Origin of the sequence: Sediminibacterium sp. (assembly GCF_030695065.1) — a bacterium.
Lineage (GTDB): Bacteria > Bacteroidota > Bacteroidia > Chitinophagales > Chitinophagaceae > Sediminibacterium.
Window position 1 is genome coordinate 314,465 of the sequence record NZ_JAUYTR010000023.1, and the last position, 23,198, is coordinate 337,662.

The following is a 23,198-nucleotide window of genomic DNA, read 5'->3' on the forward strand; positions in this document are numbered from 1 at the left end:
TTAATTATCAGTCATTAATTAATTTATCAGGTATTTGCTTTTGGGCAGCTGCGCCCATTTTTTTCAAGTCTTCAATTTGTCTTACAACATTTCCTCTTCCGGTGCTCAATTGACCCATGGCTTTGTCAAAAGCTGTTTGAGCACTTTTAATTCCATTACCTACCGATTCCATACTTTCTAAATACAGTACAAATTTATCGTACATGCCCCCAGCCTTCTCTGCAATTTCAATAGCATTTTGATTTTGTTGTTCTACTTTCCATAAATCAGCAATAATTTTTAGTACCGCTAATAAATTAGTTGGACTTACTAACATAATATGTTTATCATAAGCATATTTCCAAAGTTGGGTATCTTTTTTAACTGCTTCTAAAAAAGCAGGTTCTATTGGAACGAATAATAAAACATAATCCAACGCTTTAGCATATCTAGGATAATTCTTTTTACTCAATCCATCAATATGGCTTTTTAAAGAGGCTAAATGCAAATCCAAGTATTTCTTACTCTCAATTAAATCAGTACAATTTACATACTGCTCCCAATGGACCAATGAAACTTTAGAGTCAATAATAATCGTGCGCTGATCGGGATAATAGACCATCACATCGGGTTGCAATCCCCGGCCTTCTTCATCCTTTAATATATTACCAGCTGAATCTCTAATGAATTCCTGGGTTACAAATTCTCTTCCTTTTACCAACCCACTATGTTCTAAAATGCTTTCCAACATCATTTCACCCCAATTACCTTGGGTTTTATTATTGCCTTTTAGCGCAGTAGTTAAATTATTTGCTTCCTGACTAACTTGTTGACTCATTGTAATAAGTCGGTCAATCTCGGCTTTTAAAACATGTCGGTCTTTTGCCTCCGATATATATACATCATCTACTTTTTTCTTGAATTCCCCTAGTTCCGTTTTTAGGGGTTTTAACAGCTCTCCGATTTTTTCTTCGCTTTTAGCCCTCATTTGTTCACTATTGTTGAGCATCACTTTCTGTGCTATTTCAGCAAATTCTAACTTTAATTGAGTGCTGATTTTATCGCTTGCCTCTTTTGCTTGAGCTAACGCCTGTTGACTATATTCTAATTGTGCTTCAGTTTTAGATACTTTACTTAACAATTGGTCTTTTTCAATTTGTAAATGAGCATACTGACCCATTTGATTTTGCAATTGCATTTCTTTAAACTTCAATTGCTCTTGAAGAACATTCAATTCAGATTTGTTTGACGCTTTTACATAAAAGAGGGTTCCTAAAATAGAAAACAGAATCAACACCCCTCCAATTACAAATACGATAGGATCCATAAAATTGAATTAAGAAAATGGGGGAGTTAAATAAGTATTTAACTGTAATATACATAGGATATTGAATTATTTAAGTCTTAATAGCTCATTGAACTCTATTCCAAAATAATCACCCCATTTCACCATTTAGTCTAAAATATTTTCCATAAATATCACTTATTCGGAATTTTTTTGCCAATTTTAAGCAAAGACAATGATTAATGGAAAATTTTAACCCGGTTGTATTGTCCGAAATATTGTTTGGATCGGCCAATCCTGCCGAATCTAAGCGCATTCAACAACTGGTTCGGAAAGAGCTGGCTTATAAAATTGCCCCCCGTGTTTACACCACCAATTTGGTGGATAGTACGCATGCAATTGTCAAAAGAAACTGGTTTAGAATCATTGCGCATTTGTATCCGGGTGCCGTGCTCAGCCATCGGTCTGCCCTAGAATGCAAGCCCACCCCTGCGGGTCATATTTTTATTACTCATGCCTATACCAAAATGGTAGAATTGCCCGGCCTCACCATTCATTTGCTCAAGGGCAGGGGTCCTATTTTAGACGATCGGCCTTTTTTTGAGAAGCTCTACCGCTCTCAAGATGCCCGTGCTTTTTTAGAAAACTGTATGGGTTCTCGCAAATCGGAGGAAGCGACAAAATCGCTAAAAACAGCCGAAATCAGTCAAAAACTGGCCAATTTGCTCCAAATTCACTCCGAATCGGCCCTAATTCGGCTAAAAGAGCAAGCCAGAGTATTGGCTCCCATGCTCGGTTTAGAAAAGGAATTTTCTGTTTTAACCAAGTTGATTACAGCTGTTCAACAACAAGCCCACCCATCGGCGGCCAACCCCTCCAACAGCCTCGCTGGTTATTTGGGTAAACCCTTCCACCTACCCACGATAAAATTATTGGAAGAACTCTATTCACATTTAGCTGGTAACAATTACCCCCAATACCCCGACCAAAATGTGTCAACGGCCACTTTTCAGCATTTTGCTTTTTTTGAAAGTTATTTTTCACAGTACATCGATGGCAATGAGTTTGAATTATCCGAAGCCCGTCATATTGTTGAAACGGCCAGCACGGTTTCGGGTCGTAGAGAAGATGCCGAAGACCTCTTGCATATCTACCAGCTTGCTTCCAACAAAAAAGAAATGGCTTCCCTCCCTAGTACTGCCCAAGAATTTATTCAGCTGCTCCAAAAACGCCATGCTTTTTTAGTGGCCAGTAGGCCCCATAAAAATCCTGGTAAATTTAAAGAGAGCAATAACCCTGCTGGTATTACCGAATTGATTCCTTGGCAATTAATTGAAGGAACTTTGGTAAAGGGCTTCGATTGGTACGCTTTGTTGCAAGACCCTTTTGCCAAATCCATATACCTATTATTGATGCTTACTGAAATCAATCCCTTTGCAGAAGGCAATGGAACCTTGGCGAGGTTGATGATGAATGCAGAGCTGTCTGCTAAAAACCTAACTAAAATTATGATCCCGATTGTGTATGCCGATGCCTATCAATTGGCTTTAAATAAAATCTCCCAACACCAAGACTGTGCTGCTTTTATTCAATCAATGTTGAATATTTATGCATTCAGTGCTACCGTATTGGGAGATACCAAAAATGAAATGGAGCGTTACCTCCGTTCTGCTCATGCCTTCTATTTGCCTAGTCAGGGTAAACTGCGTTATTGATATACGCGCACGTAATCAATCCACATTTTTTGAGGAAAGATAGTATCGTCTACCCCCTTTTGTCCACCCCAGTTTCCACCCACTGCTATATTTATAAGCAAGTGAAAGCGTTGATCAAAGGGCCATTCGTCTGTATTTTTATGTGAGTTCTTGAACGAGTTGTATTTAATGTTGTCTACATAAAAACGAATTTCTTCTGCATCCCATTCAATACTGTACACATGAAAAGCGGTAGATAAATCTTTGAAATTCATTCCCAAGGTTTTTTGTGTTCCCTTCATGCCATTGTAGGCGTTGGTATGCACGGTTCCTAAAACCGAGTCGGGCCAAAATCCTACGTTTTCCATAATATCTATTTCTCCACTATGGGGCCATCCGCCGTATTTCCAATCGGTGGGCAACATCCAAATAGCAGGCCACATGCCTCGTCCGGCGGGTAGTTTGGCTTTTACATCAATGCGTCCATATTTCCAATCGCCTTTGTTCTTGGTTACTAAACGCGCACTAGAATATTTAGCGTCTGCAATATTTTCTTTATGTGCTTCTACTATTAATAAGCCATTTTCTACACGGGCATTATTGGTATTCTTTGCTGTATAATACTGTAATTCGTTATTGCCCCATCCACAGTTTTGTGGACAGCCTCTTCCAACATCGTACCCCCATTTGGTACTATCGGGTAACCCTTTGCCATTGAACTCATCGGACCAAACTAATTTTTTAAATGTTTGCGATTGAACGTTGGCAGAAAGTAGCACCAGCAGGATGATTAAATACCTGCCGATGCCGTTGCTTGCTTGCTTCATAACTGTACTACTATTGATAAACCCTAATATAGTCAATTTCCATGGTGGCATTATTGAAACCGCTTTCTACTGCTCCTCCAAAAGTTCCGCCCATGGCTAGGTTCATGATTAAAAAGAAATTTTGATTAAATGGTAGGCTCGAAGTATTGGCTACTGTATGAAATATATTTCCATCTACTAAAAATTTAATAGAAGTGGCGTTCCATTCCATGGTGTAAATATGAAACTCGGTGGTTGCATTGGTAATATCGCGTGTTCCGCCGTCTGCATTGCCACCAAACCTTGCCGGATGGTGTACGGTGCCATAAATTTTATTCAGCTGTGATCCCTTGTGCTCCATAATATCTATTTCGCCGCATGCAGGCCAACTAACGGTGCTGATATTGGATCCCAACATCCATACTGCGGGCCAGGTTCCAACGCCAACGGGCAGTTTAGCTTTTACTTCTACTTTTCCGTATTTAAAACTGAATTTATTTTGGGTTAATATTCTTGCACTGGTGTACCCGCTTCCACTAAAACTTTCCTTAATGGCTTTAATTTTTAATGTGCCATTCGATACAAATGCATTGTCTAAGCGATTGGTATAATATTGTAATTCATTATTTCCCCAACCTCCTGAACCGGTGCCTATATCGTATCCCCATTTGGAGGGATCAGGCGCGCCGTTTGCATCAAACTCATCAGAAAATACCAAGGACTGCGCCACCGCAACCGTTATTTGTGTGCTTTTTGAAGCGGTTTGTCCTGTGCTGCTCTTTGCAATCACATTCACGGTATAGGTTCCGGCTGCTGGATATTTATACGTTACAATTCCCGAAGGAACTGTTTGAAAAACCCCATTGCCAAAATCAAAATCGTAGGTGCTTGCATTGGTAGCTGTTGCAGTAAATGCTACATTGCCACTGTTGTCGGTACTTACTACTGCATTCAGTGTAAGATTAGTGGGCGTTACGGCAGTAGGTGCAGTGTCTTTCTTGCCGCAACCAAGCAACAAGAAAGCACTGAATCCTAAAATGCTGAATATTTTTTTCATCCCTATTTAACTTTCAATTTTTGATACCATGAGTTTCCGTCAATACCAATATTGCGTAAGCTTAACTCAGTTGCTGAAATAGCCAATATTTCATAGCTGGTTCCGCCGGTTCCAAAATTAATAATGCCATTGCCTGGAACTGTGAAGGCAATTCTAGTAGAATTTGCTGCAGTTGAACCAGTGCTTGCATCCATGAAACTTAATCTTCTTGGGGCTGCAATGCTCATTGCAAAACATGCATCACCTCCACTAAATCCATAGAATGCGCTGGCTGCACCAATTGCAAAAGATTGTCCTTTGTTATCTATGGTCATAGTGATATTGTTATTAGCGTCTTTGCTAAAGCTAATTTCATCATCGTATGCACATGCTTCCCTTGAATCTGGTGTTGCTGCATACCATATAGGTGCAAATTCATTAGCCGGTCCTACGCCAAAATGACCAACAGCTCCTTTATCAGTTACCCATGTTTTTGATGAACCGCCTGTTAATGCAGTTTCAATTGCGGTAGGAATTTCAAACGCAACAAACACGGTAATTTTTTTACTAATGGTACTAATGCTTCCTCCTGTACCTACTGCATTTACTACAATTGTAAATTCGTTGGTGCCTGGTGTGGTATAACGGTAATTAATTTTACCTGTTGGTACTACTTGTGTTTTGCCATCACCAAAATCTACATTGTAGGTAATGGCGTTGGTAGCAGCTACCGTAATAGCCACATTACCTGTACCGTTACCATTTGGGTTACTGGCATCTACACCAGCAATAACCGTATTGAGTGTTAATCCTGTTGGCGCTTTAATGGCGCCAAAGCTGTACTCTGTTTTTTTGCAGCCCGAAAATACCAGCACTGCAGCAACAAAAAACGCAGACAGGGTAGTTATATTTTTAAACATAATGCTCGTTTTATTCAATTAAAAAAGATTGATATCGTCAAAATAGAAAGTGAAATTGCTGCTACCATCTCCTACTGTTCCCAATTCAAAAATCAATACGATTTTATGGTAACTGTTGGCGGTGTTAATAGCGCTGTAATCAAAAGTGAGTTCTTCCCAACCGTTGGCTACAGTGGTTGTTACTTCTTTCTCAAAGTTTAATGCGCCATTGGTAGCATTTTCTACTTTCAACAATACTTTAGCGCCCACTCTTGGTGAGTACACTTTCATTTTAAAAGTCTTCTTACTAAAATCGATTGGACCAGCTAACTCAATAAATGAACCTCCCCATGGCTGGCCTGCACTCTTAATCATTCTTCCCACTTTATTACTGGTATTAATACCTGTCTTATGCGGGTTATCAATTACGGTTGCACCACCACCATCAAAATTGGTGAATGTATAAGTAAGTGAAGTGCTTTCAAAATTCAATGGCAATGAAACACCTGTTACCACATTGGTGGTCAAATATTGTACATCGTCCCAATAGAATATTTTACCATTTCCTGCAGTTCCAAAATCGAAGAAGATGGATGCTTTATCGTAACGATACGCTGCATTAATAGCTGCTGTTCCAGATACATGATTGGCAAAATCAAAAATCAATGTTTCCCATGCATTGGCTACTGTTGTATTTGCATCGGTTTCTACTGATTTAGTTGGATCCGTTGCATCTTCAATTTTCAATCTAATTTTCAAACCTGCTGCTGGAGAATAAACTCGCACACTCATTTGTGAAGTAGTAGTGGTAATTGGCAATGCTCTTGCAAAACCACTAGCTGTTCCAATAGTAGTACCAGCCCATGTTTCAGCACCATTTGGTTTGGTGGTCTTCATTACTTTATTGGCTGCATTGGTTGGATCGTTTACTAACTCAGATTGGTTATTACCAAAATCAGTAACCGTGTAGTTGGTTCCTACAACATCAAATGATACCGGCCAATCCAATTGAGTAGTTGGCATAGTTGCTGCCAAACGAATATCATCGAATAAGAAAGTGAAATTAGGTGAGCCATCGCCTACTGTACCCAATTCAAAAATCAATACAATATTGTTGTAAACGTTGGCCGTATTTATGGTACTAAAATCAAATCCTATTTCTTCCCACGCATTGGCTACAGTGGTGGTGCGTTCTTTTTCAAAAGCGATGGCTCCATTGCCTGCATTCTCCACTTTCAATAATACTTTAGCACCCACTCTTGGTGAGTACACTTTCATTCTAAAAATCTTATTGGTACTAAAATCGATTGGTGTGCTTAAAGGCAACACCGAGCCACCCCATGGCTGTCCGGCTCCTTTAATCATTCTACCTACTTTATTGGTAGTGTTGATACCTGTTTTAAAAGGGTTATCAATAACACTTGAATTACCGCCATCAAAATTGCTGAATGCATAATTAATAGTTGGAGATTCAAAAGTTAATGGCAATAAAACTGGATCTACAATAGTAACAGTTTTAGTTACTTCTGTTTTTGCAGCTCCACCACTTAATGCTACAATCTTAACGGTGTAAGTTCCTGTACTTGTATAAACTTTGCTGGCTGTTTGGCCTTCATTAATATTCGTAGGTACCTCATTGGCTACATCACCAAAATACACTTGAAAGAATGTTTCATATAAAGCTTTTGCAGTCACATTCACTTTAAAGTTATTGCTCGCATCTATCACTGCTGTTGCTTCTACATTTTCTGGCGCCCTAAATGTTACGGTTAACTGTTGGGTTGCTTCTTTTGTTTTTCCTGAAACGTTATAAGCAACCAACTTTACATTGTACACGCCTTCTTTATAAATATGGGTAGTGTTTTTTCCTGCAAGAACTTTAGCAGGAGTGGTAGTGGCATCTCCATAATATACATCATAAGACACCGCACCCTCTCCGTTTGGAGTAATGGTAACTAAACCAGTATTGTCTTGGGTAATTGTAAATAACGCGCTCAATTTATCTGGAACGCTGGCAGATTCTACAAAAGAAGTATCGGTAAACTCCTTTTTGCTACAACCGGTGAAAAGCAATCCCACCAGTACTGCGCTGAATAAAAATTTTATTGATTTCATATCATTTTTTTTGTGGGTTGATTAATAGCCGCTGTTTTGTGGTAAGCCTGAAATTTCCACTTCTTGCTGAGGTATTGGAAATACTTCGTGCTTGCCTACTACAAAGCCAGTGATTTTAGTAGCAGCCTGACCAATTCTTACTAAGTCAAAGAAACGATCTCCTTCCATAGCAAGTTCTAAACGGCGCTCATTCCAAATAGCATCTCTTAATGCAGTACCCGCTCCAGAAAAATTACTGCTGGTATTTCCAAATGCACGCTCTCTTACTCTGTTTAAATAAGTCAACGCTTTTGCATCATTTGGTGCTGCTGATCTATTGAATGCTTCTGCTGCCATTAACAACACATCTGAATAACGGATGATGCGAAAGTTATTGGTGTAGTTCAATTCAATTTGACCAGATGTTTCACCCTTACGTGGTAAATACTTTTGATTGTATAAACCAGTATTTTTAAATGGAGCTACTTGATAAGTAATATTGAAACTTGGGTTAGCTGCTTTGTACGCTTCAATATCGAGAATAGTTACATTCTTTCTTTGATCACCTGCAGTGTATGCTGCTGCTAAATTAGCAGTAGGCAAATTGGTGCTCCATCCTGCTGCATAAGGCATAGCGCCAGATCCATTTAATCCCCTAACACCACACTGTTGTACGGCATAGTTTCCTTGACCTCTTGTTGCGCCACCCCAGTTATAATAAGGTGAGTTATTGCTGTACTGAATTTCAAAAACAGACTCTGGTCCGTTTTCGCCTGATGCTAAAAACATTGATCCGTAATTAGATACCAATGAAAATGCATTGGCAGTAATCACTGCTTCTAATGTGGTAGCTGCTTCAGTAAATTTATTCTGGTACAAATACACTTTACCCAATAATGCTTGTGCAGCATATTTGGTAATTCTTCCTTTTTGTACTTGCACAGCTGGTAATGCTGCAACTGCTGCTGTTAAATCTGCTTCAATTTGTTTGTACACGTCTGCCTTAGGCGCACGCTTCAAAGATTTTGAATCGGTTAAGCCCAAACGCTTGTCTACAAACAAAGGCACGTCTCCAAAAAACTTTACTAAAGTAAAATAGTAGTAAGCACGCAAGAAATATACTTCACCATATAAAGCTTCCTTACCCGCAAAGTTTACTGTTGCACCTGCAAGGTTGGTGGTTTTATATTGTGTCATATAATTGGCACGATTCACTCCTTCGTATGCACTTACCCATAGCTCTTGTAAAGTGCTATTGATAGGTGTATGCGTGTAGTCGTCTATTTGTTGTAAGCTTAATACATCAGATGCATTTTCGCCACCGGCTACTGCATTGTCCGATGCAATTTCGCCTACTACTACTGCTTGATTTAACCACTGCAATGGCGTGTACACGCTTACTGCCATAGTTCTATAATCTGATTCAGAGCGCAGGTATTCTTTTTCGGTAATTACAAAATCCTCTTTGGGATCGTAGTCTACCCACTTTTTGCAGGAGACACTAAGCATGGAAACCATGGCCAAGCTTAGAATAGTATAGTTGAACTTTTTCATTGTTGTAATTTGTTTTCGTTAGAGTTTAATGTCTAAGCCTACAGAGAAGGTTCTTGCTTGTGGGTATGCACCACGATCAATACCCGTATCTAAAATTCCTCCAGCTATTTCAGGATCAAATCCGGTGTACTTGGTAAATGTGAATGCATTTCTTACCTGTACATAAACCCTCAATTTGCTGAATGCTTTTTTAATAGTATTCGAATTGAATGTGTATCCTAATTGGATATTCTTGATTTTCACAAATGAACCATCTTCAACATAACGATCACTTACGCGAATATTGCTGTTTGCATCGGTAAATGAATAGCGAGGGTATCTTGCATCATTGGTAGAACCTTCACCAGTCCAACGAGCCAATACTTCTCTTGATTTATTAGAGAAGTTGGCATTACGCTCATAGGCTTTGTAAATATCATTGCCTATTGAAGCATAAGTAAACATGTTGAAGTCAAAGTTTTTATAATCTAGGCTTAAGTTCCAGCCCATGGTAAACGTAGGGAATGGATCACCAATCTTCGTACGGTCGTTCGCGTTAATCACGCCATCGCCATTAATGTCTGCAAATTGAATATCGCCTGGAACAGCACCCGCTTGTGTAGGAGCTTTAGCAATATCTGCTGCATTTTGGAATATGCCCACGGTTTTGTATCCAAAGAAATAACCAGGGGTTGCTCCTTTTTCGAACACAGTAACGTTTTGGCTTTGCCCATTAAAATAGAATCCACCTAAAATTTTTGCAGTACCATCATCATTGGTAGCTGTTACTTCATTCTTAGCTGTGGTGAAAGTTAAGCTGGTATTAAACTTAAGGTCTTTACCAAAAATATCGTTGTAGCTAATGCTTAAATCTAAACCGCGTGTGCTGGTAGAACCAATATTAGCGGTTGGAATAGGCACGGTACCTAAATACATAGAAGCAGATGGGGTAAACAATAATCCATCCACATTCTTTTGAAAATAATCTACTGTTAAGTTTAATTTTCTTGAAAGGAATGCCGCATCAAATCCAAAGTTGGCCTGCAATTGTTTTTCCCAACGCAATGCATTATTTGCAGCAGATGCTACTGTTGAGCCAGGATAAAACACGTCTCCAAAATTGTATCCATTACTATTAGCAGTAGGACCATAACTAGGACCGCCTGTTACAATGGAAACATACTGAGGGTTTACATTTTCATTTCCGATTGAACCATAACTACCGCGAATCTTTAAATAATCTACTACTTTAGATTTAAAGAAAGATTCATTAGAAATTACCCAACCTGCAGATCCTGATAAGAAATTAGCAAATCTGTTTTCAGAACCAAAGGCATAAGAACCATCTCTTCTAATGGTTAATGATCCCAAATACTTGTCTTGGTAATCGTAGTTAACACGTCCAAAATAAGAAAGGTTTCTTCTGAAATATTGGTAGTAATATCCGTTGATGGCATTGCTATTGGTAGCATTGTTGTTTCCGGTTGCTGCTGTAAAATCTGCAAAATCCCAAGAGTTAAATGGTACATCTTGTCTGCTAGCACCAGCCGCATTACCAGAAGTTTTTGCAACCGCCATACCTACTACGGTTTCAAACTGGTGGTCGTTCTTAATCTTGAAATTATAGTTCGCGTATGTTTCCCAAGTCCAGTTAAAGTTGCTGGTTTTTTCATGAGAAACACTGTTGAATCTACCTGCAACGGTTGATCCATCTGCATTCATAGAGTTGTCTACGTTTTGTGGACCATAAAATACCAATGGATTAAATCCTTTAGCATTGCCATCGTATTTGGTATAACCAAAACGAGTAGTCAACTTCAAGTCTTTCATGATATCATACTGCAATTCAAATTTTCCGTAAATTTTTGAACCAGTATTTTTATTATAGGTATTTTCTAATTTGGTAAGGGGATTATAAATCTCCGATAGCAACAACGTACTAAATCCATACTGACCCACTGTGTTTGGAACCGTGTTCATTACAGAAACGGTTGGATCAAAATTGATGGCACTACCAATAATAGAGTTGAAGGAATTTTCTTGAACGCCTCTACCAGTTAAAGTAACTGCAGTAGTGTTAATCAATAATTTTACTTTAGAACTTAAGTCGAAGTTTAAGTTAGCCGTAAAGTTACCACGACTAAAGCGGCTCTTGCTATCTCCACCAACAATACCTCCTTGGTCTACATAACCACCACTTAAGAAATAAGTCATTTTATCGCTTCCGCCTCTTGCCGCAATGGAGTGCGTTTGGAAAGAAGCATTTTTAAATACTTGATTCTGCCAATTGGTTCCTACCCCTACTTTGCTTAAATCGGAGAATACTACTGGGCCACCAGCTACTGTACTTCCCTCATTAATCATGGCAGCATATTCTGAAGCATTCAACACGCCAATGGTGTTAATTACATTCTGTACGCCATAGTTACCATTAATGGTGATATCGGTTTTTTGGTTTTTGCGGCCCGATTTAGTCGTAACTACAATTACCCCGTTACCCCCTTTTACACCATATATAGCTGTTGCAGCTGCATCTTTTAATACGTTGATTGATTCTATATCAGCCGCATTAATAGAGTTGAAATCGGTTAATGTTTGTGGCACCCCGTCAATAATAACCATTGGGTCTGTACCAGAGAAAGAAGGAATACCTCTTACTAATACAGTTGGTTTAGAACCAGGAGTACCATTTTGAATCACATTTACCCCTGAAGCTCTACCCTGAAGGGCTTCTTCGGTTCTTACTGGTTTCAATTTTTCAATGTCTTCGCTTTTTACCGTTGAAATAGCACCCGACACTTTGGTTATTTTTCTGGTACCATAACCAATTACAATTACATCATTTAAAGTATTGGCTGTACTTACCTCTAATGCAATACCCAGCGTTACTGGGCCATTGATGGTATTTTTTACAGATTCAAATCCTTCAAATGACACTACCAACACTGCGCCTTTGGCAACATTGATGGTAAATTGACCTTGGGCATTGGTTTGGGTGGCCACTTGGGTACCCTGAACAATAACTGAAGCCCCGGCCAGTGCTTCCCCTGTAGTTTTATTGGTTACTTTACCGCTTACAGCAATTTGCTGCGCCAGTACCTGCTGTAGAAAACCGCCCATGATAAATAGGAGGCATAGCAGTAGAAATCTTAATCTCATAATGCAAGCTTTTTGGTGAATGAAATGCAGTCGTTTTAACAACATAAAACTATTTCACTCTACTTCAATGGAAGAATAACTTGCCCCTACATTACTACATCATGATTTCTAAATGATTGATTTTTAATAAAATGGAGTACATCAAAACTACATCAGGCTTTTTTTGTTATATTCATCATACCATTTTTAGCGCTTGTTCAAAAAAATCGTCATACTCGTCATTTTTCCGCTTTGTATAAAGGCGCAGAATACCATTGGATTACCCGAAATAATCAACTATTCAAAAAACCAATACAATGCTGGCGCCCAAAACTGGGATATTCGTCAAGACAAACAGGGGGTAATTTATTTGGCCAACAATGAGGGGCTCTTAACTTTTGATGGTAAAACTTGGCAATTGTACCCCTTACCCAACAAAACCATTGTTCGTTCGGTACTTATTGGCAATGATGGCAAAATTTATGTGGGGGGCCAAGACGAATTGGGCTATTTTTCTCCCAACGCCTTCGGCAAACTCGTCTTTACCTCCTTAATTAATGCCATTTCAGACGCAGATCGCAATTTTGGGGATGTTTGGGACATTGTTTCTTATAAAAAGGGGGTCTATTTTAGAACATCTAACAAGATTTTTAGGTTTTTGAATGGCAAAACCATGGCTTTTACCGCTCCAGGTGAGTTTGCCTACCTAGAAACAGCCAATGACCAGCTGATTGTACACGACTACGAAAAAGGGCTACTCTATTTTGATAAAAATCAATTGGCTCCATTAACAGCCAATTCAATGGAGGGTCTCCAATTACCCAAAACAGACGGAGTAACAGCTATTATTTCAATTGGCGAAAACAAATCAATGATTACGACCCTAAAAAATGGGTTGTACTTACTTATTCAGAACCAATTAACAAAAATCAACTCCCCCAATAATGCCCTTTTTTCCAATGAACGTATTTATGCAGCTACCGTTGTAAACAATGAATGGATTGCCCTTGCTACTACCAATGGCGGGGTCTATATAATAGATCATAGCGGAAATATTATCCAACGCTTTGCCAGAACTGAAGGCTTACAAAACAATAATATCCTCAGCATTTTTTTGGACAAGGAAAAAAATCTCTGGTTAGGTCTCAATAATGGCATCGACTTTATTGCCAATAATAGTGCCATTAAAAATATATCGCCCCAATTAAATGAAGAGTCTGGCTACACCGCCATGGTACAAAACAACCAACTTTATTTAGGCACTTCCAATGGATTATTTGTGGCTCCCCTTCAACCTGCCAAAGACATTAGTTTTAGCAAAGGAAGTTTTTCGTTGGTGAACAATACCCGCGGACAAAACTGGAACCTGCAACAAATGAATGAAAAATTATTATTGGGTCATCATGATGGTGCTTTTGAAATAAAGGGCAATTCAGCCGTTCCATTTTCAAATTATGCAGGATTTTGGAATTTTATTCCTTACCGTAACGGAATCATAGCTGGTAATTACAAGGGCTTACTCTTTATAGAGGGTTCCACTCAAACCCCTATCCCCAATTTTAATGAGTCATCTCGTTTTGTTGCTGTAGATGCCAATTTAAATACCTGGGTGTCGCATCCTTATCATGGCGTATTCAAAATTGACAGCAATAAACAAGTAACTACTTATGGTATTAAACAAGGAATCCCTTCTACTTTAAACAACCATGTTTTTTTAATAAAAAATAAAATAAACCTGGCTACCAGTAACGGAGTTTATCAATACAATAAGGAAACCAACCAATTTGAACCCGATGGTTTTTTCCTAAATCTTTTGGGCAACAAAAGCATTCGTTATTTAAAAGAAGACAAAGAAGGGAATATTTGGTATATCAACGAAAAGAATATTGGGGTAATAGATTTAACACAAGATCAACCTCAATTAATTGATATACCCGAATTAAAAAACAAAATGCTGAGTGGGTTCGAAATGATTTATCCTGTAGACGAGAACAATATTTTTTTAGGGGGCGAGCGTGGCTTTTATCATATCAATTATAAAAAATACAAACAAAATACCCCACAACTTTCCGTACAAGTAAGGTCTTTGAAAATTGGAAGTGATTTAGACAGCTTGGTATTTGGCGGTTATTTTAATCGGCTAGACCTGCCAGCTATTCAATTAGAAGAGCGTATTCCTTTAATCAACTATGATTTTAATAGTGTTCGAATTGATTTTGCTGCATCACAACATGGATCTTTGAATAATATTGAATACAGTTTTAGACTAAAGGGGTTAGAAAATAATTGGTCTGCATGGAGTCTTAGAACAGAAAAAGAATACACGAATCTTTCTCCAGGAAAATATATTTTCGAAATTAAAGGCCGCAATAATTTAGGCAACGAGTCTGCGGTTGCAAACTATAGTTTTGAAATTTTAGCACCATGGTACAGAACCAGTTGGGCTTATATTATTTATTTACTTTTAGCAGTGGCCGCATTATTGGGTTTATATTATTGGCAGAAGAAAAAATTTGTTCAACAACAATTTCGTTTTCAAGAAGAACAAAAAAAGTTGGTTTATATACACGAACTAGAATTGAGTAAAACAGATGGTGAACTAGCTGCTTTGCGAAATGAAAAACTAGAAGCCGACCTCAATTTTAAAAATACCGAATTGGCTTCCTCTGCAATGCACTTGGTTAAAAAAGGAGAGTTGCTTACTAAAATAAAGACGGAGTTAAATCAGATCACTAAAAAAATAGACAACGAATACGCAATTACCGAGTTAAAGAAAATGATTAAAACACTGGGCGAAGACGAACAGTTGGATGAAGAGTGGGAATATTTTACCAAACACTTCGATAAAGTGCACAGTAATTTTATTGTATCGCTTAAAATGATTCACCCCAATATCAGCAACAACGAAATAAAACTCTGTGCTTATTTGCGAATGAACTTAACTACCAAAGAAATTGCACAATTGATGAATATTTCTGTACGAGGTGTAGAAATCAGTCGGTATCGTCTAAGAAAAAAATTAAACCTTGCTACCGAAGTGAATCTCTTCAATTACCTTATTGCTATAGGCAATGATGATGCTACAGAACAATAGTTTATATTTGAATTAAACGTTTATACATGAAAGAGCAAAACTTTAAAAATCACAGTCAATTGGTATTTGGATGGCATGGTCTTACCTTCTTTGCAATCCTTGCTGTATTAATTGGTTCCTTCATCAACCTAAATGGTTCTGCTCCGGAGAACAAATATTCCGCATCATTAATTTGTGTGATTGCATTAATCTGTTGTTTCTTTTTTGCTTATGTGCGCATATTTGCTTTAAAGGCACAAGACAGAGCCATTAGAGCCGAAGAAAACTTGCGTCACTTTGCATTAACAGGAAAATTATTACCAGCAGGTTTATCGGTGAGCCAAATTGTGGCTTTGCGCTTTGCTTCAGACGAAGAGTTTCCTGCCTTGGCTACCAAAGCCGCAGCAGAAAACTTATCGAATAAAGCAATTAAGTTGGCTATCCAAAACTGGAGAGCAGACTGGTACCGAGTGTAATTCTAGTTCAGGCTGGCTCACCACATCTTTGTGGCTTTGCCACTATTGTTTCTCGTAGAATCTCCAATTGGTTGTAAAATCTTCCGTTAATGGTTGCTTGGTTAAAATGGCTCTCACCATTTCTACTGGCATGGCATTCATTTTCATCACTGCATCATGGTATTCCTTGTAGCTCATTTTTTTGCTGTCTACCAATTCTTTCTTCAACGCATAAAACTGACGTCCACCTGTTAAGTAGGCCAATTGGTATAGTGGAGGGTAAGCACCTGTAAAAGATCGTCTTACTTCTCCCTCTGCATTGGCTCTTTCGTGTCCTACTCGGTCTACTAAGAAGTCAATACACTGTTGAGGTGTCCATTTACTGGTATGGTAGTTTAATGAGAAGATAATTCTAGCGCAACGATGCATATGCCAGAACAGCATACCAATGCGGTCTTCAGGGGTTTTAGCAAATTGCATATCCCATAAAATCAATTCCCAATACAAAGCCCATCCTTCGCTCCAGAAAGGCGTTCCAAAATTTCTATAGGTTCTGTTACGCTGGTTCACAAATTGTTGCAAATTGTGTCCTGCAATTAACTCATGGTGAACCACTGCTTTTGAAAAATGTGGATTATTGCCACGCATACTCATCATTCGGTCTGCATATGTCATGGTATTTGTGGGATAAGAAATTATAATATCTGCACCACCTAAAAAGAAGGGCGCAACCAACTGGCGTTCTGGGCTCATCATCATCATACCCCAGGTTTCTTCGGCCAATGGTGGAATAGTAATCAGCTGATTTTTCTTTAGAAAATCAATGCTTTCATTGTAGAGTTTTACAATTAGTTCGGGTTGTTTGCCTTCGGGCACATAGGTGTTTTTTACTTTTTCCAATGCCGCTTTCCAATCATTTCCAAATCCCATTTCTTTAGCAGCTTTCAACATTTCTGCTTCGCACCAAGCAAATTCTTTATTGGCAATATCAATTAATTCTTCTGGCGTGTATGGAATCATTTCATTTTTTAACTGCCTAATTAAACTCTCTCGACCCGCTTGTACGCCAATAATTCCACTTTTATCTGATGCGGTTAATGTGCTATTGGCTTTTGCTTTAAATGCAGCACTGTATGCATTCAATGCATCGTCTAAAGACTTTTGTGTTACGGGTACCCACCAACTAAACAACGGATCGTATCCATTGTAAAATTCAAATATGCTTTGAACCGTATTGCGCGCATTATTAATGGCTGCAGTAGCTGTAGCTACTTGATCAGGGTCTATTGAACTTGTTTTCTTTACTTTTTCTTGTAATTGTTTTACCTGATCAATAATATCGTTCCAATCTTTTGCAACTGTTTTTGCATCGGGTTGTGTTCCTCTTCTTCGCAGTTGTTCTAGTGCATAAATTTTATCGGTAAAGCCAATCCAGCTAGCAACTTTTTGTAAGGCAGCTGCATCTAATTGCAATTGCTCTAGCCTACTAGCAAGGTCTCTTTTAAATAATATATAGTCTGCCTTGCACTCTTGACTTAGGTTTTTAAAATTTACAGCAGCCAATTGTTGTTGGTAGTCTTGTACCAATTTTTGCAAGCGAGTATTTTTTTCGGGCGAACCAATACTCCAGTCTGCACCAAAACCTCCCCTGCTATTATTAAGGGCAGGGCTATAGTATCTATTTAGCACCCTACTATCTGCATTAAAGCGTTGAATTAATGTAGGCATTTCCTGACAAGGAATCCATTCGTTGGTAGATACCTGCGCATTCACCATTTTTGGCGTTGCTGCTATTGCTGCAGAAAATGCAAAGGCAATAAAATAATTTTTCATGAGCATATTTTAGATTTTTTATATTACTTGAAAGCCATGTGCATATGGATCGTCATCGTCTATGATAATGGTATTGTATCCAGTAACTCTTGCCCATCCTTCAATGCCCGGAATAATGGCTGGTAAATCATTTACTGTTGTAACACCTTCAATGGTTCCATTGAATATAGACCCTATAATACTTTCGTGAACAAACACCTCTCCTTGTTTTAATAAGCCCTTTGCATACCATTGTGCCATTCTTGCAGACGTTCCAGTACCACATGGTGATCTATCAATGGCTTTGTCTCCATAAAACACAGCGTTTCTTGCGGTTGAACTTTCGCTAATTGTTTTACCCGTCCACAACAAATGGCTTAAGCCCTTGATATGCTCATTTGCAGGATGTACAAATGAATAATGTTTGTTTAAATAAGTTCTACACTCCCTGCTAAAACTAATTAACTGGTCTGCAGTAAAATGTTCCAACCCTGCAAAGTTTTCTTGTGGATCTACTATAGCATAAAAATTTCCACCATAAGCCACATCTACTTTAATAGTTCCCAACCCACTGCACTCTACCTTTAAATCGGTTGCATACAAGAATGCAGGCACATTGGTTAGTTTTACTGAAACCACTTTTTTTCCTTCTTGTTTGTATTCAATCAACACCAATCCTGCCGGGGTTTCTATGCGGAGTTTGCCTGGCTCTTTAGGTTGTACCAATCCTTCTTCAATGGCAATCGTAATGGTTCCAATAGTACCATGTCCGCACATGGGTAAACAACCACTGGTTTCTATATACAATACACCTATATCGTTTTGTGGATTGCATGGTGGATATAATATACTTCCACTCATCATATCGTGTCCACGAGGTTCAAACATTAAGCCTTTTCTAATCCAATCATAGTCGCGCATAAAATGCAAGCGCTTTTCCATCATTGTATTACCTTCTAATAAAGGGCCTCCACCTGCAACCAGTCTTACCGGATTGCCGCAGGTATGTGCATCTATGCAAAAGAATTTTTTATGCGCCATTGCTATTGCTTAGTTCAAGTAATAAAAATTTATTCAACATCATCCATTGTTTGTATTCCGTTCACCAATCTTACAATTCCCGCTTCGTTGTGATTGCGCAAATACAATGGCAACAATGCTTGTGGACAATCTTGGTAACAAACTGGTCTTGCAAATCTTCTAATTGCTTCGGGTCCTACCGAAGTGGTTCTTGCATCGGTTGTTGCTGGGAATGGTCCACCATGAACAATGGCATTGCATACTTCTACTCCTGTGGGTACATTATTAAATATGAGTCTTCCTACTTTTTGTTGCAAACCATCAATAAGATATTGGTAAGCTATTAATTCTTCGGTAGTTCCAAAAACTGAACCCGTTAATTGTCCTTCTATAGTTGAAATAGCTGCTTTAAGTTCATCCTGATTTTTGCAAACCACCAATAAACTACATGGCCCAAAAATTTCTTTTTGCAAGGAAGGGTTTGCCATAAAATGAACAGCCGTTGTTTGCATTAAAGCGGGAGTGGCCTGAAATAATTCAGACAGATCTGATCCCTCTAAAATTATTTTTACATTGTTGGTATGCGCTAATTCTTTTTTATCGGCATAATAAGTATTACAAATTTGTGGATTCAACATGGTAGCAGGGGAAACATTTGCCAAAGCAGTTGCTAATTCGGTTGCAAAGGATTGGGTTGCCTGATCGTTCAATGCAAATAGCAAACCGGGGCTGGTACAAAACTGTCCTACACCTAAACTGATGGAGCCTGCTAATGCTGTTGCAATGGTTGCAGCACTTTGTGCCATCACTTCAGGCAACAATATAACAGGATTGATACTGCTCATTTCTGCATATACCGGAATAGGTATTTTTCTTTTTTGTGTTGCAGTGCTATATAATGCCATTCCTGCTTTATACGACCCTGTAAAACCAACGGCTTGCATTCTTTCATCGGCTGCTAATTGCTGACCCAATACAACACCAGTTCCTATTAAACTTGCAAATACACCATTTGGCATACCTGTTTTTTCAGCAGCGCGCAATACTGCTTTTGCAACTAATTCGCTGGTGCCCAAATGTGACTCATGGGCTTTTACAATTACTGGGCATCCTGCAGCTAAGGCAGAAGCCGTATCGCCTCCAGCTGTTGAATAAGCATAAGGAAAATTGCTTGCTCCAAAAACAAGTACAGGTCCAATGGGTTGTAAAATCCTTCTTAAATCGGCTCTGGGTAAGGGTTGCCGATGGGGCATGGCCGTATCTATTACTGCATCGCACCAGCTACCATTGCGCAATAAATTTGCATAGAGTTTTAACTGTGTACAGGTTCTTCCTCTTTCTCCTGTAAGCCTTGCAATTGGCAAAGCTGTTTCTTCATGGGTTGTGGCTAATAATGCATCTCCCAATTCCATGATTTCTTCTGCAATGGCTTCTAAAAATGCTGCTCTTTCAATAAAGGTTTTTTTACTGAATGGGATGGATGCTTCTGCGGCGGCTTGCACTGTTTGTTCCACTTCATCTGCTGATGCAATAGGAAAAGTAGTTGGTATATACGTTCCTTTTAAGGTGCTGAATGATTGTAAATGAGTAGCCATATTATTTTATAATGATCGATAGTCTGGTAAATTAGGGCGTATTGCTAAAGCACTGGTAATTATTTTATTTACCTTATTTAACTCTTCACCGGTTAGTGGAAGCCGAGGAGCTCTTACATGCGGAGAGCCAATGCCTGTATGGGTTGCAGCCAACTTTATGTACTGTACCAATTTAGGATGTATGTCTAATTCTAATACGGGCAAGAACCAACGGTAGATACTTAATGCCTCTGCTAATTTGCCCGCTTTGGTTAATTTATAAATTGCCACTGTTTCTTCCGGAAAAGCATCTACCAAACCTGCAATCCATCCATCGGCGCCTAAACAGAGTTCTTCATAAGCTAGCGTATCTACTCCACAAAGAATTTTAAATCGATCCCCAAAACGATTCTTCATTCTGGTTACATTAGAAACATCTCTGGTAGATTCTTTTACTGCTTGAATATTTGGGTACTCCTTTAATGACTCAAACATGTCTAGTGTTACTTCAATTTTATAATCTACTGGATTATTGTAAATCATAATAGATAAAGAAGTAGCCGCTGCTACCGCTTTAAAATATTGTACGGTTTCGTTGTCATCCGATTTATAACGCATAGGAGGCAATAACATAAACCCATCTGCACCTGCCGCTTCTGCCGCTTTTGCAAATGCTACTGCTGCTTTGGTTGTGGACTCTGCAATATTTAAAATAATGGGGAAGTTCATGGGCGTAATTAGTTTGGCCCTTTTTAAAAGCATAATTTTTTCTTCGTTCAACAAGGTGCTTGCTTCGCCTAGCGAGCCGCCTATGATTACGCCTTGTACACCTGCATCAATTTGTGCTTGCAGGTTTTTTAAAAACAACTTTTCATCAATGCTTTCGTCTAAATTAAAAGGTGTTAATAGTGCAGGATATACACCTATCCAATTGGGTGTTGCCATTATTACTGTTTTTGGTAAACAATTTAACCAAAACTAATGGGCTAGTCCAAATTATTATACCAATAACTTGTATTACTTATATCAATAGGTGAGAAAGGGTTCCGTAGTCTTTAGTAAACGCAATTATATTATTGTATTGGTTAAATTCATCTGCAGTATGCATGGTAGTAATTGCTACTGCTTTCATGCCCGCATTAGCTGCGGCTTCTACTCCCTTGGGCGCATCTTCAAAAACAATACAGTCAACTGGATCTACTCCTAAATCATTGGCTCCTTTCAGAAATACCGCTGGATTGGGCTTACTCACGGGAACATCAAAAGCACTCACTACTGTAGAAAAATAATGGCGAATATTTAATTCATCTAAAACAAAATCAATATTAAAGGGAATGGCAGCAGAACCAATACCCATCGGAATTCCAGCAGATTTAGCAGCTTCTAGAAATTCCATTAATCCATCAAGGGGTTTCATAAATGGCCTGTATATCTCTTGGTACTTTCTTTCCTTGGCCATTTCAATTTCGCTTACCTGTTCAGGACTAAATTTTCCTTTACCAAAAACTCGATCTAATAACTCTGAGTTCTTACCATACATTTCTGCAGCAACTTCTTCAAAACTCATTTTGGCACCCAATTCGTTTACTAATACATGGTACCACACTTTTTTATGGTAAGCCATATCGTCTACTATTGTTCCGTTTAAATCAAATAAAAAAGCCCTTGCCATTCAATTCTTTTCGGCAAAACTAGAGAAATTCAATATTAAAATAGCAGGAACTTATTTTGTTGTTTTCTTGTACCCAGCTGCTAGCTTAACTAATAACTTAAGATACTGTTTTACAGAATAGGCATTTACTTGAAACTTCAATGCGTCTTTAGCTACAATCAATGCCTCTTCAATATCATGATTGGCGTGCCATTGTCTATGCGCTAAATTGGCAAAATAAAAAGCGAAATTTTTACGTGAGGCTTTTTCGGACGCTGCTCTTAAATGTTCAGGCAAGTGAGCAATATTGTATAACATCGTTTTTTCGATGTCTAAAAAATTCTTTCTGTTCTTGAATGAAACCGCAGTGGTGTTTTGATCGTGATTGCGGTATTTAGCTAATACTTCAGGATGATAGGCCACCGGATACTTGGCTGCAATTCTATTCCACATCAACCAATCTTCTGAACAATTAACCATGTAAAAAGCACCCAAGTCTTCGTAAGTACTTCGCTTAACTACTTTAGCAGGTGGTTCTAAATATTGCCTAATGGCAATTCTTTGGTGCCAGTTTTTTAATATTCCCCTTTCGTCCCCTACAGGAGCATTGGTCCAAACCGGTATTCCTGCATCATCTACAACCCGCCAATCGGTACAGGCAGCACCCGCTTCTGGGAAATCAATAAACAACTGAGTAATTGCTTTATAAAAACCAGGCTCTACATAATCGTCCCCATGTAAAATATGAATGTATTCACCAACTGCTCTATTAATGCAGGTTTCAAAATTTCTAACGTTGCCAACATTCACAGGTTGCAAATAATATTTAATCCTTCCCTTACCAACTCGTTCAACCAATTCTGCCACATCACCATCATTGCTGATATCATCCACCACTTCAATTTGCATGCGGTCTTCACCAAAATCTTGGGACAATACAGAATTAAGTGTTTGCTCTAAATAATGAATAGAGTTATAAACTGGAATCATTACAGACCATTGCACTCGCTTTGTACCGGGAGGGAGAGGTAGTATTACAGGAGGTGTAGATGGTATTCGCTCAAAGTTAGATCCTGTCATTCATTGGTTTATGGTATATAAATATAGTGCTGTTTAAATGAACAGCACTATAAAAAAAGCTTAAAGCGG

At 38.6% G+C, this 23,198-nt stretch carries 16 protein-coding genes; 3 read left to right on the top strand and 13 right to left on the bottom strand.

What is annotated here, in order from left to right; translation table 11 throughout:
- Positions 1-7: 7 nt before the first annotated feature.
- Positions 8-1,306, bottom strand: coding sequence for a DNA recombination protein RmuC (gene rmuC, locus Q8S25_RS12230; RefSeq protein ID WP_305538140.1), 1,299 nt, complete (start codon positions 1,304-1,306; stop codon positions 8-10).
- Positions 1,307-1,506: 200 nt separating this feature from the next.
- Between rmuC and Q8S25_RS12235 the strand changes: the two genes are divergently transcribed.
- A complete protein-coding gene (locus tag Q8S25_RS12235; RefSeq protein ID WP_305538141.1) occupies positions 1,507-2,979 on the top strand; it encodes a Fic family protein in 1,473 nt (490 codons plus the stop codon).
- Here the strand turns inward: Q8S25_RS12235 and Q8S25_RS12240 are convergent.
- From Q8S25_RS12240 to Q8S25_RS12265, 6 genes are read right to left on the bottom strand one after another with little or no spacing between them, the layout of a single operon-like run.
- Entirely contained in the window at positions 2,973-3,785 is an 813-nt protein-coding gene (locus Q8S25_RS12240; protein ID WP_305538143.1) for a glycoside hydrolase family 16 protein, read from the bottom strand. The genes Q8S25_RS12235 and Q8S25_RS12240 overlap by 7 nt on opposite strands.
- 10 nt (positions 3,786-3,795) lie before the next feature.
- Complete coding sequence (locus Q8S25_RS12245; RefSeq protein WP_305538145.1) at positions 3,796-4,821, bottom strand: family 16 glycosylhydrolase; 1,026 nt, start codon at positions 4,819-4,821, stop codon at positions 3,796-3,798.
- Between the two features lie 2 nt (positions 4,822-4,823).
- The gene (locus Q8S25_RS12250) at positions 4,824-5,720 is read right to left on the bottom strand and encodes a PKD domain-containing protein (RefSeq protein ID WP_305538147.1); all 897 of its coding nucleotides are present in this window, start codon (positions 5,718-5,720) and stop codon (positions 4,824-4,826) included.
- An 18-nt stretch (positions 5,721-5,738) separates the two neighbouring features.
- Positions 5,739-7,814, bottom strand: coding sequence for a hypothetical protein (locus tag Q8S25_RS12255; protein ID WP_305538149.1), 2,076 nt, complete (start codon positions 7,812-7,814; stop codon positions 5,739-5,741).
- A 21-nt stretch (positions 7,815-7,835) separates the two neighbouring features.
- Positions 7,836-9,347 carry a RagB/SusD family nutrient uptake outer membrane protein gene (locus Q8S25_RS12260; protein WP_305538151.1) on the bottom strand — a complete coding sequence of 504 codons (1,512 nt, stop codon included), beginning with the start codon at positions 9,345-9,347 and terminating at the stop codon, positions 7,836-7,838.
- A gap of 18 nt (positions 9,348-9,365) precedes the next feature.
- Complete coding sequence (locus tag Q8S25_RS12265; protein WP_305538153.1) at positions 9,366-12,485, bottom strand: TonB-dependent receptor; 3,120 nt, start codon at positions 12,483-12,485, stop codon at positions 9,366-9,368.
- 193 nt (positions 12,486-12,678) lie between these two features.
- On the opposite strand from Q8S25_RS12265, the gene Q8S25_RS12270 reads away from it, so the two are divergent.
- Together Q8S25_RS12270 and Q8S25_RS12275 are read left to right on the top strand one after the other, a co-directional pair.
- A complete protein-coding gene (locus Q8S25_RS12270; protein ID WP_305538155.1) occupies positions 12,679-15,558 on the top strand; it encodes a triple tyrosine motif-containing protein in 2,880 nt (959 codons plus the stop codon).
- A 26-nt stretch (positions 15,559-15,584) separates the two neighbouring features.
- Positions 15,585-16,013 carry a DUF6526 family protein gene (locus Q8S25_RS12275; protein WP_305538157.1) on the top strand — a complete coding sequence of 143 codons (429 nt, stop codon included), beginning with the start codon at positions 15,585-15,587 and terminating at the stop codon, positions 16,011-16,013.
- 42 nt (positions 16,014-16,055) lie between these two features.
- Here Q8S25_RS12275 and Q8S25_RS12280 read toward each other — a convergent pair whose 3' ends face one another.
- From Q8S25_RS12280 to Q8S25_RS12305, 6 genes are all read right to left on the bottom strand, one after another.
- Positions 16,056-17,825, bottom strand: a complete 1,770-nt coding sequence (locus Q8S25_RS12280; protein WP_305538159.1) for a DUF885 family protein — start codon at positions 17,823-17,825, stop codon at positions 16,056-16,058.
- Between the two features lie 18 nt (positions 17,826-17,843).
- Positions 17,844-18,845 carry a 4-hydroxyproline epimerase gene (locus tag Q8S25_RS12285; RefSeq protein ID WP_305538161.1) on the bottom strand — a complete coding sequence of 334 codons (1,002 nt, stop codon included), beginning with the start codon at positions 18,843-18,845 and terminating at the stop codon, positions 17,844-17,846.
- 29 nt (positions 18,846-18,874) lie between these two features.
- Positions 18,875-20,419 carry an aldehyde dehydrogenase (NADP(+)) gene (locus tag Q8S25_RS12290; protein WP_305538163.1) on the bottom strand — a complete coding sequence of 515 codons (1,545 nt, stop codon included), beginning with the start codon at positions 20,417-20,419 and terminating at the stop codon, positions 18,875-18,877.
- Positions 20,420-20,425: 6 nt separating this feature from the next.
- Positions 20,426-21,343 (bottom strand): dihydrodipicolinate synthase family protein, encoded by a 918-nt coding sequence (locus tag Q8S25_RS12295; protein ID WP_305538165.1) that lies wholly within the window; start codon positions 21,341-21,343, stop codon positions 20,426-20,428.
- A gap of 76 nt (positions 21,344-21,419) precedes the next feature.
- Positions 21,420-22,070 (bottom strand): HAD family phosphatase, encoded by a 651-nt coding sequence (locus tag Q8S25_RS12300; protein WP_305538167.1) that lies wholly within the window; start codon positions 22,068-22,070, stop codon positions 21,420-21,422.
- A 51-nt stretch (positions 22,071-22,121) separates the two neighbouring features.
- Positions 22,122-23,129: a glycosyltransferase gene (locus tag Q8S25_RS12305; RefSeq protein ID WP_305538169.1), complete on the bottom strand. Its 1,008-nt coding sequence runs from the start codon at positions 23,127-23,129 to the stop codon at positions 22,122-22,124.
- Between the last annotated feature and the right edge of the window lie 69 nt (positions 23,130-23,198).